At 56.8% G+C, this 17,213-nt stretch carries 16 protein-coding genes and 1 pseudogene; 9 read left to right on the top strand and 8 right to left on the bottom strand.

All coding sequences use genetic code 11. The annotated features are described in order from the left end of the window. The 6 genes and pseudogenes from NP596_RS13860 to NP596_RS13835 form a co-directional block, all read left to right on the top strand. Positions 1-141 (top strand): annotated as a pseudogene (locus NP596_RS13860) (succinate--CoA ligase subunit alpha); the annotation flags it as partial. Positions 142-149: 8 nt separating this feature from the next. Further along, positions 150-305 carry a DUF4160 domain-containing protein gene (locus tag NP596_RS13855; protein WP_256615977.1) on the top strand — a complete coding sequence of 52 codons (156 nt, stop codon included), beginning with the start codon at positions 150-152 and terminating at the stop codon, positions 303-305. Positions 306-359: 54 nt separating this feature from the next. Continuing rightward, positions 360-605: a DUF2442 domain-containing protein gene (locus NP596_RS13850; protein WP_256615976.1), complete on the top strand. Its 246-nt coding sequence runs from the start codon at positions 360-362 to the stop codon at positions 603-605. 24 nt (positions 606-629) lie between these two features. Further along, positions 630-2,255 carry an NAD+ synthase gene (locus NP596_RS13845; protein WP_256615975.1) on the top strand — a complete coding sequence of 542 codons (1,626 nt, stop codon included), beginning with the start codon at positions 630-632 and terminating at the stop codon, positions 2,253-2,255. A 3-nt stretch (positions 2,256-2,258) separates the two neighbouring features. Beyond that, positions 2,259-3,353, top strand: coding sequence for a hypothetical protein (locus tag NP596_RS13840; RefSeq protein ID WP_256615974.1), 1,095 nt, complete (start codon positions 2,259-2,261; stop codon positions 3,351-3,353). 319 nt (positions 3,354-3,672) lie between these two features. Then, positions 3,673-4,152 carry a copper resistance protein NlpE gene (locus NP596_RS13835; RefSeq protein ID WP_256615973.1) on the top strand — a complete coding sequence of 160 codons (480 nt, stop codon included), beginning with the start codon at positions 3,673-3,675 and terminating at the stop codon, positions 4,150-4,152. An 18-nt stretch (positions 4,153-4,170) separates the two neighbouring features. Here the strand turns inward: NP596_RS13835 and NP596_RS13830 are convergent, their stop codons facing one another. Both NP596_RS13830 and NP596_RS13825 read right to left on the bottom strand, forming a co-directional pair. Then, positions 4,171-4,629, bottom strand: a complete 459-nt coding sequence (locus NP596_RS13830) for a molybdenum cofactor biosynthesis protein MoaE (RefSeq protein WP_256615972.1) — start codon at positions 4,627-4,629, stop codon at positions 4,171-4,173. 1 nt (position 4,630) lies between these two features. Continuing rightward, the gene (locus NP596_RS13825; RefSeq protein WP_256615970.1) at positions 4,631-4,864 is read right to left on the bottom strand and encodes a MoaD/ThiS family protein; all 234 of its coding nucleotides are present in this window, start codon (positions 4,862-4,864) and stop codon (positions 4,631-4,633) included. 50 nt (positions 4,865-4,914) lie between these two features. Between NP596_RS13825 and moaC the strand changes: the two genes are divergently transcribed. Continuing rightward, positions 4,915-5,403 (top strand): cyclic pyranopterin monophosphate synthase MoaC, encoded by a 489-nt coding sequence (gene moaC / locus NP596_RS13820; RefSeq protein ID WP_256615969.1) that lies wholly within the window; start codon positions 4,915-4,917, stop codon positions 5,401-5,403. Between the two features lie 9 nt (positions 5,404-5,412). On the opposite strand, the gene NP596_RS13815 is transcribed toward moaC, so the two are convergent. The 6 genes from NP596_RS13815 to rlmH all read right to left on the bottom strand — a co-directional run bounded on the left by NP596_RS13815 (position 5,413) and on the right by rlmH (position 13,201). Continuing rightward, positions 5,413-6,003, bottom strand: coding sequence for a hypothetical protein (locus tag NP596_RS13815; protein ID WP_256615968.1), 591 nt, complete (start codon positions 6,001-6,003; stop codon positions 5,413-5,415). A 5-nt stretch (positions 6,004-6,008) separates the two neighbouring features. Then, entirely contained in the window at positions 6,009-6,827 is an 819-nt protein-coding gene (locus NP596_RS13810; RefSeq protein ID WP_256615967.1) for a carbon-nitrogen hydrolase family protein, read from the bottom strand. A 71-nt stretch (positions 6,828-6,898) separates the two neighbouring features. Further along, on the bottom strand, positions 6,899-10,693 hold the full coding sequence (locus NP596_RS13805; protein ID WP_256615966.1) for a YhdP family protein: 3,795 nt from the start codon (positions 10,691-10,693) through the stop codon (positions 6,899-6,901). 12 nt (positions 10,694-10,705) lie between these two features. Continuing rightward, on the bottom strand, positions 10,706-12,160 hold the full coding sequence (gene rng / locus NP596_RS13800; RefSeq protein ID WP_256615965.1) for a ribonuclease G: 1,455 nt from the start codon (positions 12,158-12,160) through the stop codon (positions 10,706-10,708). Beyond that, entirely contained in the window at positions 12,157-12,732 is a 576-nt protein-coding gene (locus NP596_RS13795; RefSeq protein ID WP_256615964.1) for a Maf family protein, read from the bottom strand. The genes rng and NP596_RS13795 overlap by 4 nt, the downstream gene beginning before the upstream one ends. Positions 12,733-12,736: 4 nt before the next feature. Then, positions 12,737-13,201, bottom strand: coding sequence for a 23S rRNA (pseudouridine(1915)-N(3))-methyltransferase RlmH (rlmH, locus tag NP596_RS13790; protein WP_256615963.1), 465 nt, complete (start codon positions 13,199-13,201; stop codon positions 12,737-12,739). Positions 13,202-13,512: 311 nt separating this feature from the next. On the opposite strand from rlmH, the gene NP596_RS13785 reads away from it, so the two are divergent. After that, a complete protein-coding gene (locus tag NP596_RS13785; protein WP_256615961.1) occupies positions 13,513-14,985 on the top strand; it encodes a complex I subunit 4 family protein in 1,473 nt (490 codons plus the stop codon). Continuing rightward, positions 14,982-17,213: putative inorganic carbon transporter subunit DabA (locus NP596_RS13780; RefSeq protein WP_256615959.1), on the top strand; the 2,232-nt coding region annotated here is incomplete at its 3' end. The genes NP596_RS13785 and NP596_RS13780, both read left to right, overlap by 4 nt.

Genomic DNA, 17,213 nt, shown 5'->3' with positions numbered 1-17,213 from the left:
AAGCGCATGGGCCATGCCGGCGCCATCGTCACCGGCGGTACGGGTACCGCGGCGGGTAAGATTGCCGCCATGGCGGCCGCCGGCGTGCGGATGGTCAGTTCGCCGTCGGATATTGGGACGGCGATGCGGGGATGTTTTTAACGAACCCCATGCCTACATTATTAAATGTAAATGGCTTCAAGTTTTTCTTTTACGCTAACGAACACGAACCCATGCATATTCACATCAGCAAAGGTGATGAATATGCAAAAATCGAACTGGCAACCTTGAAAGTGCTCGCAATACTTTTAAACCAAAAGACTTGAAACAGGCGTTGGCAATCGCCCAAACCCATAGACAAACATTTACGGAGGCCTGGAATGACTACTTTAATCAGCGGTAAAGCGATACGCATGGACAACCAATATTTGCATGTCGAGTTAGCCGACGGCCGCATCATTTCGACACCGCTGGATTGGTACCAAGAACTAATGGCGGCCGATGAATGCGACCGAGTCAATTATCATTTCATCTGTGGCGCAACCGGCATTGAGTGGCCGACACTGGACTATCATTTGAGCATCGAAAGCATGTTGATCGGCGCGCATCACCAACAAGCCGCATAACACACTTAAAGCCAGCCGATCAGCATGTCCTTAAAAATCGCTCTCGCCCAACTTAACTTCAGCGTTGCCGACATAGCGGCCAACAGCGCCAAGATCATTGCCGCCGCCGAACGGGCCAAGCAGCAATTTGCCGACATCATCGTATTTCCCGAGCTTTGCGTCACCGGCTATCCGCCGGAAGATTTATTGCTGCGCGAGGATTTTATCCGGCAAACCCGGCAGGCCGTCGAGACGTTGACCGCGCAACTGCACGGCATTGACGCGGTGATCGGGTATCCCCGGCGAATCGGGCAGTATCTTTACAATACCGCGGCGGTGTTGCGTAACGGCCAAGTGATCGCCGAATATCATAAACAGGCGCTGCCCAATTACGGCGTATTCGATGAACAACGCTACTTTACGGCCGGCCAACACACCTGTTTGTTCAGCATCCGCAACACCCGGCTGGCGCTAACGGTTTGCGAAGACATCTGGCATGCCGGCATCATCGCCCAAAATCGCGATGCCGGCGCCGACATCGTTCTGACGCTAAATGCCTCGCCGTTTCATGCCGGCAAGATGCAACAGCGCGAAGACGTCGTTTGCGCCCAAGTCAAAGCCGCCGGCGTGCCGTTGGTATACGTCAACCAGGTCGGCGGACAGGACGAGCTGATTTTCGACGGCGCCTCGTTCGTGGCCGACAGCCGGGGCGAGATCGTGTTTCGCGCCGAGGAATTTGCCGAACAGCTCGGCATCGTGGAATTTACCGATAACGCCCCCCGGCCGGCAGACATCGCCCCGCTCTATCAACCGGTGATCAGCGAATACAAGGCCCTAGTGCTGGGCATCCGCGATTATGTGCGCAAGAACGGTTTTCAAGGCGCGATTTTGGGCCTGTCCGGCGGCATCGACTCCGCCCTGGTGTTGGCTTTGGCGGTGGATGCGCTGGGCGCCGACAAGGTGGAAGCGGTACTGATGCCGTCACGCTATACCCAGGACATGAGTAACGAAGATGCCGGACTGGAAGCCGAGGCCCTGGGCGTCAAGCACCACACCATTCCCATCGAACCGGCCGTACACGCCTTTAACGACATGCTGGCGCCGCTGTTTGCCGGCAGTAAAAAAGACACCACCGAGGAAAATATCCAGGCCCGTTGCCGCGGCGTGTTATTGATGGCGCTATCAAACAAACAGGGCAAATTATTGCTGACGACCGGCAACAAGAGCGAGATGAGCGTCGGTTACGCCACCCTGTACGGCGACATGGCCGGCGGATTTGCGCCGTTGAAGGACGTATCGAAACTGCTGGTGTACAAGCTGGCCGAATACCGCAACACCCTTTCACCCGTGATTCCGGAGCGCGTCATCGTCCGGCCGCCGTCGGCGGAACTTGCGCCCGACCAAAAGGACGAAGACTCTTTACCACCGTATGCGGTACTGGATCCGATTTTGGCTTTGTACATCGAACAGGATAAATCCGCCGATGAGATCGTGGCCTTGGGCTATCCCGTGGCGACGGTACAGCGCGCCATCGGCTTGGTCGACCGTAACGAATACAAACGCCGCCAATCGCCGCCCGGCATTCGCATCACCCCCAGAGCCTTCGGCCGCGACCGCCGTTACCCGATATCCTCGGCTTATCGCGGCGCCGCCAACCTTATCGAGGAATAAACCATGCCCCAAATACGCCCGCTATTGATTGCCATCGGTCTGTTACTGTCCGGCACCGGCCTGGCCCGCGAAATCAACGTCCCGGTTCCCATGGATTACCGCTTGATCCGCAACGTGCTGCTCAACCAGTTATTTACCGGTCCCGGCCAGACCGCCCGCCTATGGCAGGACGGCAAGCAATGCAGTTTTCTGGACCTGTCCAACCCGCAAATCGCCGGGGTTAATGGGCAAGTAAAAATCGACAACAACGTACACGCCCAATTCGGCGCCAAAATGGCCGGCAAATGCATGACCCTGGTCAAGTGGAGCGGCATTCTGGAAACCCTGCAAAAACCCACTTTGGATAAAACCGGCAATGTCTTGAGCTTTCCGGTTACCAGCACCAATGCCTTCGACGGCAACGGCCAAAAGCTCGACATCAATCAGTTGCAAGACCTGCTGCAACAGGTGGTCGCCCCGCGCCTGGCCGATTTAAAGATAGACCTCAACGAATCCCGCGGCGACATCGTCAAAACACTGCTGCCCTATGTGCCGGCGGAAGACAGCGAGCAGCTGCACGACTCGGTCAATAGCCTGCGCTTCAACAGCGTCAAGGCCGACAGCAACGCCATAGTGCTCAACCTGGGCTTTGTCGCCAACGTCAAACCCACCGACAATGCCCCCGTGGCCGCCTTGAACGCCGATGAATTGCAGCAATGGCAAACCGTCTGGCAAAACTGGCAAGCCTCCCTGGACAAAGGCATCGACCAAATTCCGCTGACCGGCGATTTGGCCGACAATCGCGACACCTTACATACTGTGTTACAAAAAGCCGGCCGCGCCTTCGAACAGGGTTTGAGCAGCGACCACGAGGACGGCAACGACCCGGTACGCGTTTTTATCAGCGAATCCTGGGATGAATTGGCCCCGTTATTGCGCGAGGTATCCAAACAACTACCCGGCGCCGAAGGCCTGCGCTACCTGACCTTGATCGCCGCCACCGATCTGATGTACGAACTGGAATCGATAGGCTCGCCTTTCGGCTTGGAAATTTCCGCCAACGGCTTACGTAAAATCGCCCGCAGCTATATCAGCCATCGGACCGGACAAAACGGCTAGTAAAATCCGGGCCGTTGTTTGAATTTAAGCCGAAGGATAACGTAACGGGTCTTAGGTAAGGATATGGTTGGAAACAACTTACCGAAAATACGGGGATGTTATTTTTGACGAAACCCTAAGCCTTCAACGGCGGCCGTTCACTTAGTCGGCCGGCATTGCCCGGCTATGCCACAATAAACGCCGGGCATGGGTCCTGTACCGGCCTCGCCATGGGATAGGGCCGTCACATTGACCACAAACGAACGCCAGGCCCATTAGGGGTTCGAAACATTCCATCCATCTTGATTTATTATCATCGCGGCTTTGCCGAGGAGTAACTATGCATACAACGAGACAAGCGTTCAAACAAATACTCAGCCTATCGCTGTTTCTGGCCGCCATTTTCGGCCACGCCCCGGTATTTGCCGAAACCGATAAGGCGGAAACCGACGCCCACCACAATCACAAAAGCCTGGACTGGCCAGGTATTTATAACGGCCTGTTGCCCTGCGAGGATTGTTATGGCATTAAGACTTCGCTGGCCCTGAACAAAAACAACACCTATGTCTTGATTTACCAATACACTGGCAAATCGCCGCGAGACCATGTGGAAAAAGGCAAATTCACCTGGGGCGAAAAAAACAACACCATTATCCTGACGCCGCGCAAGGGCGAAACCAGCAGGCAATATCTGATCGGCGACAACACCCTGACCGAACTGGATAAAAACGGCAATCTCGTCACCGGCGAGCAGGCCCGCCGCTATGTTTTACGCAGACAGGATGTAACCTCGGAACCGCCCGCGCATTCGGGCCATTAAAGCGAGTTCGCTGGGATTTTAACCGGGCTGGCGCTGGTAACCGTCGGTATTTTTTTCCACCCAGCGTTCCGCGCCGGAAGCCAGTACCTCCTTTTTCCAGAACGGCGCGCGGCTTTTCAGATTTTCCATGATGAATCGGCTGGCGTCGAAAGCATCGCCGCGTTGCGCGGACCATACCGCCACCACTACCAGCGCATCGTCCGGCTTGACCCAACCCACCCGGTGCATTACCAGACTTTCCAAAATGGGCCACTGGGCTTGGGCTTGCTCGACGATGTGTTGCAGCTGTTTTTCGGTCATGCCTGGATAATGTTCCAGAAACATGCTTTTGACGCCGTCGCCCCGATTGAAATCGCGCATGCTGCCGACAAAGACGCCGGTAGCGCCGTATTTGCCGGCCAGACTCGCCAAGCCGGCCTGATAGGACGCTATTTCCCGCCAGGGATCGAAAGCCTGCTCGCACAGCTTGATGGACATATCAGCCTCCGGTGACCGGCGGAAAAAACGCCAGCACATCGCCGTCCGTAACCAAGGCGTCCAAGGCGACGTAATCCATATTCACGGCGGCCAACACCGCATCGGGCATGGCAAAATCGGGATTGAGCCGTTGCCAGACGGCATGCACGGCCAAGGGATCGCTGACATGCAACTCGTCTTCGCCGCGGCCGACGCTGTCCTTCAAACTGGCAAAATACCGCACTTTAATCGACATGGTTGTTTACCCGATAATACAATGTGAATTTTTCGTCGCCCGCTTCGATCATGACTCAACCCAATCTCACGCATTTTAATAACGCGGGCGAAGCCCACATGGTGGATGTCGGCGCAAAGGCCGTCACGCAGCGCATCGCGGTGTGCGAAGGAACGATTGAAATGTTGCCGGACACTTTAGCCTTGATTATGGCAGGCAATCACAAAAAAGGCGATGTCCTGGGCATTGCCCGGATTGCCGGCATCATGGCCAGCAAGAAAACCGCCGACCTGATTCCGCTGTGCCACCCGCTGCCGTTGACCCACGTGGACATCCAACTGCTGCCCGAGCCGGAATTCAACCGGGTGCGTTGCGTCGCCACCGTAAAAACCAACGGCCAGACCGGCGTGGAAATGGAGGCCCTGACCGCCACCCAGATTGCCCTGCTGACGATTTACGACATGTGCAAGGCGGTGGACCGCGGCATGGTCATCCAATCGGTCCGCCTGCTGGAAAAAAGCGGCGGCAAATCGGACCATTGGCAACGCGGCGCAGCCTAAGCGGAGGCTTTACTCCTCCTCGGGTTTGTTTTGCTCTCGATGAATAATTTTTTCATCGATGGTTTTATGCAGCAGACGCAACAGGTGGGCGGAACCGTCTTCGCCGTATTCCAGTTTATCGGGCTTGCCGAGAACGGCATTGACGGCCATGCCCGTAATGTCTTCTTTTAAACTGATGGTATATTCGGCTTCGGCGTAATCGTCATTAAAGAACACATCCAACACCCTGGGTTCCCGGCCGCCGGTATCCGGATCGAAACGAACCTGGATACGGTTTTCCTCGCGGTTTTTATCCAACACTTCGATATTGCTGATTTTCAGCGCCACCACCACCATTTCCCAGGCCCGGTCGGGGCGGGTTTTCAGAGTCAACAGCGGTTTTTCGCCGTCGTCCTTGAAATCCATCAGATTTTCCAGCGGCGAAGTTTTGGCGGCCTTGGGTTGCAAATCGTCCGGCGCTACGGCGGGTTGGGCATGCGTGTGCTCAATCGGCAGCTCCGGCGGCAATTCCAGCTGGTGCGTGTCGCGATACCTGTCCGAGGTGTCCGCGCAACCCAACAAAAGCAGCATGGGCAAACCGATAATCAGGTGTTTCGACATATTTCTTACTCGCAAAAAAAGCGGCGGTGTTCGAGAGCGGGAAAAGCGGCGCGCATTTTTTCCAGACGGCTTTTATCGACATCGGCGGACACAAAGCCGGGGCCGGTTTTGTAGCAATCCAGCACCACGCCCCAAGGGTCGACGATCATGCTATGGCCGTAGGTCTGGCGGCCGTTGACATGGAAACCGCCTTGATTGGGCGCGATTACATAGCACAGATTCTCGATGGCCCGCGCCCGTAATAGCACTTCCCAGTGCGCGGCGCCGGTCTTGGAGGTAAACGCCGACGGTATCACGACAATATCCAGCCCCTTGCGGGTCATGGGCCGGAAAAACTCCGGAAAACGCAGGTCGTAACACACCGCAATGCCCAGGCGGCCGAACGGCGTGTCGATCACGCACGATGCTTCGCCGGCCTCCACGGAATCCGATTCCCGGTATTCCTCGGCGGTATCCGGTACGCTGACGTCGAACAAATGCACCTTGTCGTACCGAGCCACCCGTTGTCCCTGGTCGTCGTAAACCAGACAAGCCGCGCGGACTTTGTTGTCCGCATGCGCGGCCATCGGCATGGTGCCGCCGACCACCCACACGCCGTATTTTTTGGCCACGCTAGCCAGAAACTCCTGAATAGGCCCTTGGCCGTCGGCTTCCCGCACATTGACTTTGTCGTATTCGTTCATGCCCATGATGGCAAAATTCTCCGGCAAGGCCACCAGTTTGGCGCCCGCCTTGACGGCGTCGGCGATTTGTTTTTCGGCTTCCAAAAGATTGGCATTGACTTGCGGACCCGACGCCATCTGAATCGCTGCGCAGATTGTCATAGTGTATTCCTTTGCTAGTTATTATTCTTTCGCGCCGCCCGGAAACCCGCATAGGCACCGAAGCATTCGCATCATTCTGTAATGGAGTCCAACCAACCGAAATCGGTCAGCCCTCGCCAGGTCTTGTTCACCAAACCGTCCTCATCGTGCAGCGGGGTCACGTTGATGTCCCCCCAATTACCGGACAATTTATATTGCGAACCGAAAAAATAGCCTTCTTTATAATCGTCGGTCACAACCTGGGTGATGATACTGGCGATACCGCCCACGATTGTACCAGCAATGGGCACCGCGCCGGAACTCTTGGGTACCACCGCCACCCGCTGGTCCAGGGTCTTGGCTGCCAGATTGGCGTAGCCGGCCAAGTAAAAATTGGCGGCCACGGCATCCACGGTCAAATCGTCGGTAAAGGCCAAGCCGTCCTTGATTTTGATCCGGCCCTTGATTTGATCGAAGGCCAGGCCTTGCCGGTAAACGTCGCTGAAATCCAGGCTCAACCGTTTCACCCATTGCTCCATGGCGATCAGTCCCAGCAAGCGGCCGAAGCCGGGCTCTATGCTGGAAATACGGCCGTCCTTCAGGTCGAGTTGCAGCACCCCGTTGAGCCTGTCCAGGGAAAACTGATGCGGCCCGCCGCGCCAGCCGCCTTTGAAGCCGATGTCGGCGCTGGTTTCCTTGAAATCGTCGCTAAAGGCCAATTGAGACAGCAGGTCGCCAAATTTTTCGGCCTGAAGCGTACCTTTGATTTGAGTAACGGTACCGGTCGGCTGCTTCAACCAATCGGCGGTTAGATTGATTTTACGTTTACCGCTCTGCAATTGAACGGTCTTGAAGTGGATGCCGTTACCGACCCGCTCGGTTTGCAACAACAGCGCGCCCAGATTGACCCCGCGCCATAACAGCTGAACGCTGTCGATATCGATCAACGGCAGCTCGGTAACGGCTTCGTCGGCGTGTTCCAGATTAAATTTGTCCATGGCGGACAGATTCAGAAAATCCATATCCAGCTCGATAGGCTGATTAGCATGGAGCTGTTCGGGTATGCTAAAGCGGCCCTTGGCCATGGCGCTGTCGATGCTGCCTTGCCAATGCCGGTCGCCGAACCGCATTCGGCCGTGCAACGGCCCCAAGGCCTGACCTTGCCAAACCAGCTGTTCGGTATCGACGGACACTTCCCGCAAAGCCGGCAAACGGCTTGAGGCGTTGCCGCCGTATGCCCCGGCCGCCTGCGACAAATTAAAGCTGGGCTGGCGAATATCCAGTTTCAATCCGGTCTCCTCGAATCGGCCGGCCTGGCCCTGGCCGAAAACGATGTGGCCGGATCGCAACATCTCCTGCTTCTTATCGATCAAAAAATAGCCGCTGAGCTCGCTGCCGTAACTTAGTTGCAACGGCAATTCGGAACCGTCTTCGAATTGAAACGCCAAATTTAACGACCGCTCTTCCGCTGCCGTTTTGCTGAGCGACGGCTGGCTATCGATAGCGACGCCTTTCAGATCGCTGCCGATGCGTAACGAACCCGGCAAGGACTGTTCGTAGGGCAGGATGAGTTTGCCGGCATAGGCAAACTTGCCCTTGGCGACATCGCTTTGCAAAAAGCTGAACTGCTTTTGCAATTTATCGATACTGGTAACACCGTCGATATCCAGATAAGTGGCTTGCGCATCGCTGCTCAACCGGCCTTGCAGCGGGTACCCCAGGGCGCGGGCATCCAGCCGGCTGCTGCTGATGCGATCCTCGGTAAAGGTCAAAACGCCCTTGATGGCCTCCACATTTAAAGCGATGGGCTTTACGGTCAATTGCGCGCCATCGAGATGGGCGTCGACCTTGACTTTGACCGGATCGGTTTCGTAATAAGGGATTTTCAAATCCAGATCCACTTTGACCTTCCCGGAACCGTTGAGCAGTTCCACGACCGGGTCTATGTTGGATTTCAGCGGCGATTTTTGCAGAAAGGCCAGGCTGTCCATGACTTTAGCCTGCACCTGCCCCCAAACATAGACATGATCGCTGTCGGCCAGCGCGGGAATCGTCACCACGGCTTGGTCTATATCGACTTTCTCGCTACGGCCTTCCAATATCGACACCTGCAGGTCTTCCCCCAAAAACTGCACGTCGGCATAGACATTCTGCAGATGCGGCCAATCTTCGTTGAACTGTATCTCGCCGTTTTCGATGGCGAACACGGTTTCAAACAGGCCTTGGCCGTCGAGAAACGGAAACTGGTCCAGCGCGCCTTTCACCACCAGCTCGCCGCGCTTGATTCGGCCGCCGATAAAAGCATCGTCCAGCCAGTCGACGGCACCCTCGCCCATGATTTTGGCGGGCAGATATTTCGGCACCTGGCTGATGTCGTTAAATTCACCGAAGGCCAGCGTCAGGTCCAGGACGGGCGAGGCCTGGCTTTTGGGCAGCCATAGATCGAGCTGGGCAAGCCCGGCAAAGTCGGCGCTCTCGATCGCCAAGTCGCGGCCGCGAAATTGCCAGGCCTGCCCGGTTTGCCACCAGTACAGGGTACCGCGCAGCCGTTTGACGTCCAACGGATTTCTAAACCAGTCCGAGGCATCGAATTGGGCATTCTCGGTGTCGAGCATGACCTGCCCGTATTGATCGGTCAGACTGATTTCGCCGCTAACATGCTTGATTTGCGGAATGGCGCCGAAATGTTCCACGCCCAAATCGTTAAAACTGCCGCGAGCCGCGTAGCGCGAAAAATCACTACTGACAAACAGACTGACATCCCGCAAACGGCCCTTGGGGTTCAGCGTCAGGTAATCGGCATAGTCATGGTCGGTAGGCACCAATAAAGGCGCCAGATACATAGCGGCGGGTAAATCCAGTTGCTTGATGACGGCCCCCAGATTACCCTGCGGGTCTTGTTGCAAATAAAAGGCCCCGTCCGGCCAACGCTGCTGATTGGCGAACACATTGACATCGTAACCGGCCAAGCGCCAACGGCCCTCCTCGTCGCTCCAGCTGAAACTGCCTTCGAAGGTATCCAGCGCGATAGGCTTGCCTTGGTTTTTGCTGATCTTGACCTGTTGGGCCTGAATATAACCGTCTACCTGATAAGGGCTGGCGTTACGCCACAAACTCCAGACCCGGACATCCCCTGCCCCCGATTGCAGATTAAAACCCAACGGCAAATCGCCGGTCACCAGCGCGGACGCCTGCAAATCCGTGCCTTCCAGGTAGATTTGGCCGGCAAAATTATCGGGCTCGAAAATATTGCCGGTGATATCGGCGGAAATACGCAAGCTGTCGCCGTATTGCTCGGGCAGCGTGCTGAGCAAATGCACTTCGTGGCTTTGGTCGAAATAATGATTTTTCAGCACCAAGTCGAAGCGGTCGAAATGTACCGGTTTGCCGTGGCGTTTCAAATCCTGCCAAGTGATTTGGCTATCCAGAATTTCGTATTTGCCGCCCTGCAATAGCCATAAAGGCGGTTCGTCGCTAGCCTGCAGGCCTTTCAACATCAGGCTGCCGTCTTCCCGGCGGATAATGCCGATGTCGGCGCCCACCAAGGTGACCCGGCTGGCCGACAGCCAATCCCGGCTCAGCAGTAAAGCCAGAAAATCGATCCCCAGGCGAATTTCCCTCAGCTGAATGTCCGGTTTGCTTGCAGGGTCCGCGGCCTCGATGCTGATGCCCTTTAAAATCACTTCCGGATTAAAACCGCGCAACCCCGCTTCCAGCGAACCGATATGCACCGGAATGCCGCTGATCCGGCGAATTTTTTGTTCCAGTTCGGCCTGATAGGCATCGATATCGGCCAGAAAAATCCGCGCGGCACTCATCAGCACGGCCACTGCAATCAGCGACCAAAACAATACATGGCGAGTGGCGCGGGTAAGATGAACGATCACGTAATTCAGGGGCTACAACAGCACCACGTCATAATGTTCCTGATTGTATTCCGATTCGGCGCGGATCTTGATCGCCACCTTCAGAAACACTTCCAGTTCAGCCAGCATGTCGGCCTCCTCGTCCAACAACATTTCCACCACCTGTTCGGAAGCCAATACCAAAATTTGCTGCACGCTGTATTGCCGCACCACCCGGATGATTTCGCGGAAAATTTCCAGGCAAATCGATTCGGCGGTTTTCAGCACCCCGCGGCCGCCGCAGGTCGAGCAGGGTTCGCACAAAATATGTTCCAGACTTTCGCGGGTCCGCTTGCGTGTCATTTCCACCAGGCCCAACGCGGACACCTCGGTGATTTTGGTTTTAGCGTGATCCTTGTCCAGATTGCGCTGCAAAGCGGTCAGCACCTGTTTTTTGTGGTCGTCGCTCTGCATGTCGATGAAATCGATAATGATGATGCCGCCCAGATTGCGCAGGCGCAGCTGGCGGGAAATAGTCTGCGCCGCTTCCAGATTGGTCTTGAAGATGGTTTCTTCCAGGTTGCGGCCGCCGACATAACCGCCGGTGTTGACATCCACCGTGGTCATCGATTCGGTCTGGTCGAACACCAGATGACCGCCGGATTTCAGCTTGACCTTGCGGTCCAGCGCCTTGGTGATTTCGTCTTCGACATTGTAAATATCGAACACCGGCCGTTCGCCGGAATAGTGTTCGATCACCGGCACCACTTCCGGCACGAAAGTCTCGGCGAACTCCACCAAGCGCAAAAAGGTTTCCTTGGAATCGACCCGAACTCTTTCGACGCCCTCTTTATACAGGTCGCGCAGCGTGCGCATGCTGAGCGGCAGGTCTTCGTGAATCAGCGATTTGACCTTGGCTTTTTTGCTTTTGTCCAGTATCGATTCCCAGAGCTTATGCAGAAACGTCATGTCCGAAAACAAAATCACCTCTTCCACGCATTCGGCGGCGGTTCGGGCAATAAAGCCGCCCGGCACCGTGTGTTTTTGCAGATAATTTTCGATACACGCGCGCAAGCGAACCCGTTCGTCCTCGCTCTCGATGCGTTGGGACACGCCGGAATTGGCCGCGTAAGGCATGTAAACCTGAAACCGCGACGGAATGGAAATATCGGTGGTCAGCCGCGCGCCTTTGTTACCCAAGGGATCCTTGGTAACTTGCACCACGATTTTCTGGCCTTCCTTCAGATAATGTTCGATATTTTCCGAGCCGTCGGCCAGTTCCTGGCTGTTGAAATCCGACAAGTGCAGAAAGGCGGCCTTATCCAAGCCGATATCCACGAAAGCCGCCTGCATGCCCGGCAACACCCGGCACACCTCGCCCTTATAAATATTGCCGACCAGGCCTTTTTGGCGAACCCGCTCGATAATCAGTTCCTGCAACACGCCGTTTTCAATCACCGCTACCCGGGTTTCCGGCGGGGTAACGTTTATTAAGATTTCCTCACTCATGCGATGACTCTAATCCCTTGTTTGGCTAATAATTGTGCGGTTTCAAACAGCGGCAAGCCCATCACGCCGGAAAAACTGCCCGTAATCGATTCGATAAAAATGCTGGCCAAACCCTGTATGGCATAGCCGCCGGCTTTGTCGCAAGGCTCGCCGGTCTCCCAATACGCGTCGATTTCCCTCTGGTCCAAAGTCCGGAAAGTCACTTCGCTGACGCTCACCGCCTGCCAGTGCCCGTCGCCGCGTAGCGAAACCGCGCTATACACCTGATGGGAGCGGCCGGAGAGCAGCGTCAGCATTTCGACCGCATGCGGCCTGTTCTCGGGTTTACCCATGATCCTGCCGTCGCAAACCACGCTGGTGTCGGCCGCCAGCACCGGCAGGTCGTCGCTACGCAAGGCCCGGCAGGCCGCCGACTTTTCGTTTGCCACCCGCTCCACGTAAGCCAGCGGCGACTCGTGCGGCCATGGCGTTTCATCGATATCCACCGCCTGAATGACATGGCAAATGCCGATTTGTTGCAATAATTCGCTGCGGCGCGGCGACGCGGAGGCAAGCACAAGCTGTGGCTTCATACGCTTAACGGTGATAAGGGTGATTGTTCATCAGACTCCAGGCCCGATAGATTTGTTCAGCCACGACGATGCGTACCAGCGGATGAGGGAATGTCAGCGGCGACAGACTCCAGGATTCCTGCGCTGCATCGCGGACTTGTTGCGACAAGCCTTCCGGCCCGCCCACCATCAAGGCCACCGGCTGGCCGTTACCCAACCAACGTTCCAGCGCTTTCGCCAAATCGGCGGTAGTCCAGGGTTTTCCCGGAATATCCAGCGTGACCACATGCGCCCGAGGCGGCAAGGCCGCCAACATGCGTTCTCCTTCTTCCCGGGTAATCCGGTCGATATCGCCGCCGCGGCGTTTATCCGGCGCAATTTCCTTCAACACCAACTCGCATTCGCGCGGCAAGCGTTTTGCATATTCATTATAGCCTTGCCGCACCCAGTCCGGCATTTTGTTGCCGACGGCGATCAGATGAATGTGCATGGTTTAGCGCGCGCGGCGGGCATGGGCAAATTTTGCGGTGTTGAAATCAATGCTGTCATGGCAAGCTTATTGGCCCGCTCCCGGATTAGTCCGATTTTGTGGCCGGTAAGATTACACGATGCGCGGTGCTTTGCGAAATCGAACCCGCAAAACGCATAAAATTTCTTTACACCTCCGAAATTTGGACAACATCCGGCAAACGCTTGGCTGACAGGATTCGGTTCAAATAAACCAATTTGTCGTAAAATTGGCCTATTTCAACCAAATACCCTTAAAATACCCGCCCAACGCGACTTCAACTTCTTTTAACCATGGCAATATTGAGTGCCCTGCTTTGGACCCCGGCCCTGGGCGTACTGCTGCTGGCTCCGGTTTCCGGGCAGAGACACGGCTTGATCAGGCAAATCAGCTTAGCGGCGGCGACAGGCACGTTTCTGCTCGCCTGTAGCGTGCTGTTCGGCTTCGACGCCGCCGACAGCGCCATGCAATTCAGCGAATTTTACCCGCTCAACCCCAAATTGGGCAGCGCTTACGCCTTGGGCGTAGACGGCTTATCCATGCCCATGCTGGTACTGGCCACCCTGCTCAGCTCAATTGCGTTGTTGGCGTCTTTTTCCATTAACGATGGCGTCAAGGGTTACCACATCTGCGTACTGCTGTTGGAATTCGGCATGCTGGGCGTGTTCATGGCCCAGGACTGGGCCTTGTTCTACATCTTCTGGGAAGTGACGCTGATCCCGCTGTATTTCTTGATCGACCGCTGGGGCGGCAAGCGCCGGCATGCCGCCAGTTTGAATTTCGTGCTCTACACCATGGGCGGTTCGGTATTCATGTTGCTGAGCCTGTTGGCCATCAGCCAATACGACCTGGAACACCAAGGCTCGCTGATGGTTTCGATGGGCCAAGCCGCGCAAAGCATGCCGGTACTGGAGCAGGTATTGGTATTGCTGGGCTTCCTGTTGGGCTTCGGCGTCAAAATGCCGATCTTTCCCTTGCACGGCTGGTTGCCGCTGGCGCATGTGGAAGCGCCCAGCCCCATCAGCATTTTGCTATCGGGCATCTTGTTGAAAATGGGCGCTTACGGCTTGTTGCGCACGGTCGTGATGTTGCCGGTAGCCGCGCAATTACTGCAACCGGTTTTGCTGTTTCTGGCCCTGTTCGGCATGATTTACGGCGGCCTGCTGGCCTGGCGGCAACGCGATCTGAAAGCCATGGTAGCGTATTCGTCCTTGAGCCACATGGGCGTGGTGCTGCTGGGCATTGCCGCGCTGAACCAGACCGGCTTCACCGGCGCCATCCTGCAAATGACCGCCCACGGCTTGATTGCCGGCGCGCTGTTTTTACTGGTGGGCTTGCTGTACGAACGCACCCATACCCGCAACATTCAGGACTACAGTTCCCTGGTGCAGGTCATGCCGCGCTTTGCCGCCTTCACCACCCTGACCTTGCTGGCGGCCATGGGCTTGCCCGGTTCGGTGGGTTTTATCGCCGAACTGCATGCCCTGATCGGCGGCTTTCAGCAATGGAGCGGGCTGATGGTGTTTTTCAGCCTGAGCATTTTAATCAGCGCCGCTTACGCCATGCGCACGATAGGCCTGCTGTTCACCGGCCCGGTCAAGCCGCAGATGCAGTCTATCGCCGATTTGCGGCCGCTGGAAATGATGGCCTCCGGCATTTTGGTGGCCGGCATCGTCTTGTTCGGCTTGCTGCCCGGGCCGTTGATTGAATTATCCACGGCAACGGTGGCGCGCATGCTGTCTGTGATTGGAGAGCGTTTACCTTGAACACGCCAGCGCAAGACCCGAAACGGCAAATCGTTCTGGATGCCATCGAACATCTGGATCACGTGCTGCCCGGCCAGGCGCCGATACATGATTTCGTCCACCATAATACCCTGCACGGTTTTCAGCATCTGCCCTTCGAGCAGGCCTTGGCGGAATTCACCGCCTTGACCGGCATCGACTGTTATTTGCCCGCCGAGCAATTCCGTCAATATTATGCCCAGGGCCGCATCAATGACGCGGACATCGACGCGGCCCTGAGCCAGCATTTCGCGGAAGCCGGCCAGGTTGAAGAGTGCGGCTGGCCGCATAAAAACCTGACGCGCCGGCAACTCTATCGGCAGGCCATGCTCAGCGACTTGTCGCCGCTAAACCCCGCGCAATTAGCTTGGCAACTGCGGGAATCGGACTTGCTGCAACAGCCGGACGCGCGAGCACTATGGGAAACCGTGCTGGATCGGCTTGAATTGGCCCTGCCCGATTTGCACCCGGAACAACTGTTGGATTTGAGCCGCGAACAAGCCGAAAGCTGGCTGGCCAATGCGGGTGTTGACCAACCGTCCACGCGCCGAGAGCAGGAATTGTTGGCGGTGCGGGCTTTATTCGAGCAAGTCGGCGACGGCCTGACCCTACGCGGCCTGCTGATGGCTTTAACCGGCACCGATATTCTGGAAAGCGTAAGGCCGCGATTGATCAAAGTATGCGCGTCCGTGTTGGACGAAGGCCTGGCAGCCTGGCATTTGCCGCAACGGCAATCGCTGGGCCTTTATAAAGCTTGGCTGCAACTGCTAGCCCATGACATGGACCCGCTGTTTCAGGATTTGGCCGAGTGGGAAAATCCGGCCGCCGGCTTGCCCGAAACCGCGGTCGATGCCATTGTCTTTCAGTTGGAAACGGCGGGGATTCCCCGCGAGCGTTGGGCCGGCTATTTAGAAAGGCTGGCGTTGGAGCTACCCGGCTGGTCGGGCTTGATCAACTGGCGGCAAACCCATCAGGACTACCGGGCGGACGCCGGCCGGCCGCTGCTGGCGGACTATTTGGCGATACGGCTGATGCTGGACGGACTGTACCTGCAACCGCTGTGCCGGGAACAATGGCGCTGCGCGCCGCGGCTGGACAAACTGCAGGCTTATTTCCAGAAAAACAGCGCCGAATTCAGCGTCAGACACGCTGTTTTTAGCGGGCAATTGCCGGAATATCTGCAACAGGCCGGGCAAAGTCTGGTGGCCGATAATCCCCGGGACAGTTACCCTTGGCGGCTACTGACCACCCGCATCCATACCTGGCAACACAGTCCGTTAAGCGACCTCGCCGGCGACATCCACGCCAGCTCGCATGGTTGGCAGTTGTTTCGGCTTTGCCAAGACTTGGGCCTTACCGCGGAAGACGTGGGGCCATTGACGAAAACGCAATTGCTGAACTGGCTGGCGCTTATCGAAGAATTCACCGCAAATCACCGACAACAGGTCTGGCTGGATGCGTACGAACGGCACTACCGGCAGGATTTGCTGCAGGCCTTGCATGCCAATCATAATCGCGGCCGCTGGTTGCGCCGCGACAGCCGGCCGCGGGCGCAAATTTATTTTTGCATGGATGAACGCGAGGAAAGTTTTCGCCGCCATTTGGAAGAACTCAACCCCGCCATCGAAACCTTGGGCGTCGCCGGATTTTTCGGCATCGCCATGCATTACCGCGGCTTGGACGCGCATGACACTATCCCCTTGTGCCCGGTGGTGGTTACGCCGGCACACCGGATCGACGAAGTCGCCCGGCCCGGCCAGGAAAAACAGCTGGCGGCCCACCGCAAGGGTCTGCATCGCGCGGACGGCTTGGCCTATCGGCTATATCAAACCCTGCGCCGCAATCCGGTTTGGGCCTATCCGCTGCAATACCTGCTGGCGCCGATTCAATTACTGCGCCTGCTGGGCAAATCGTTTTGGCCGACCCAACAACGCCGGCTGGAACAAGCTTGGCAACACTGGCTGGTACCCGCGGTTGCCACGCAATTGCAGGTCAACGCCGACACCCCGGCCTCTCCCGCCAGCCCGGCGGCGCCCCGGCTGGGCTTTACCGACCGGGAGCAGGCCGACCGGGTAGCGCAGTTTTTAAGGACGACCGGCTTGACCCGGGGGTTCGCTCCCATCGTGGCCTTGATGGGGCACGGTTCCACCAGCCAGAACAATCCGCACGAAGCGGCGCACGACTGCGGCGCCTGCGGCGGACGCCAGGGC

It is taken from the genome of Methylomonas rivi (assembly GCF_024505165.1).
Taxonomy (GTDB): Bacteria; Pseudomonadota; Gammaproteobacteria; order Methylococcales; family Methylomonadaceae; genus Methylomonas; species Methylomonas rivi.
The sequence above is the reverse complement of the archived record's forward strand: the minus strand, read 5'-3'. Positions and strand labels throughout refer to the sequence as shown.

Bases quoted from the DNA above. Each gene is read 5' to 3' on its own strand.
- NP596_RS13855 (WP_256615977.1), top strand. From the start codon at position 150: ATGCCTACATTATTAAATGTAAATGGCTTCAAGTTTTTCTTTTACGCT.
- NP596_RS13850 (WP_256615976.1), top strand. From the start codon at position 360: ATGACTACTTTAATCAGCGGTAAAGCGATACGCATGGACAACCAATAT.
- NP596_RS13845 (WP_256615975.1), top strand. From the start codon at position 630: ATGTCCTTAAAAATCGCTCTCGCCCAACTTAACTTCAGCGTTGCCGAC.
- NP596_RS13840 (WP_256615974.1), top strand. From the start codon at position 2,259: ATGCCCCAAATACGCCCGCTATTGATTGCCATCGGTCTGTTACTGTCC.
- NP596_RS13835 (WP_256615973.1), top strand. From the start codon at position 3,673: ATGCATACAACGAGACAAGCGTTCAAACAAATACTCAGCCTATCGCTG.
- NP596_RS13830 (WP_256615972.1), bottom strand. From the start codon at position 4,629: ATGTCCATCAAGCTGTGCGAGCAGGCTTTCGATCCCTGGCGGGAAATA.
- NP596_RS13825 (WP_256615970.1), bottom strand. From the start codon at position 4,864: ATGTCGATTAAAGTGCGGTATTTTGCCAGTTTGAAGGACAGCGTCGGC.
- moaC (WP_256615969.1), top strand. From the start codon at position 4,915: ATGACTCAACCCAATCTCACGCATTTTAATAACGCGGGCGAAGCCCAC.
- NP596_RS13815 (WP_256615968.1), bottom strand. From the start codon at position 6,003: ATGTCGAAACACCTGATTATCGGTTTGCCCATGCTGCTTTTGTTGGGT.
- NP596_RS13810 (WP_256615967.1), bottom strand. From the start codon at position 6,827: ATGACAATCTGCGCAGCGATTCAGATGGCGTCGGGTCCGCAAGTCAAT.
- rng (WP_256615965.1), bottom strand. From the start codon at position 12,160: ATGAGTGAGGAAATCTTAATAAACGTTACCCCGCCGGAAACCCGGGTA.
- NP596_RS13795 (WP_256615964.1), bottom strand. From the start codon at position 12,732: ATGAAGCCACAGCTTGTGCTTGCCTCCGCGTCGCCGCGCCGCAGCGAA.
- rlmH (WP_256615963.1), bottom strand. From the start codon at position 13,201: ATGCACATTCATCTGATCGCCGTCGGCAACAAAATGCCGGACTGGGTG.
- NP596_RS13785 (WP_256615961.1), top strand. From the start codon at position 13,513: ATGGCAATATTGAGTGCCCTGCTTTGGACCCCGGCCCTGGGCGTACTG.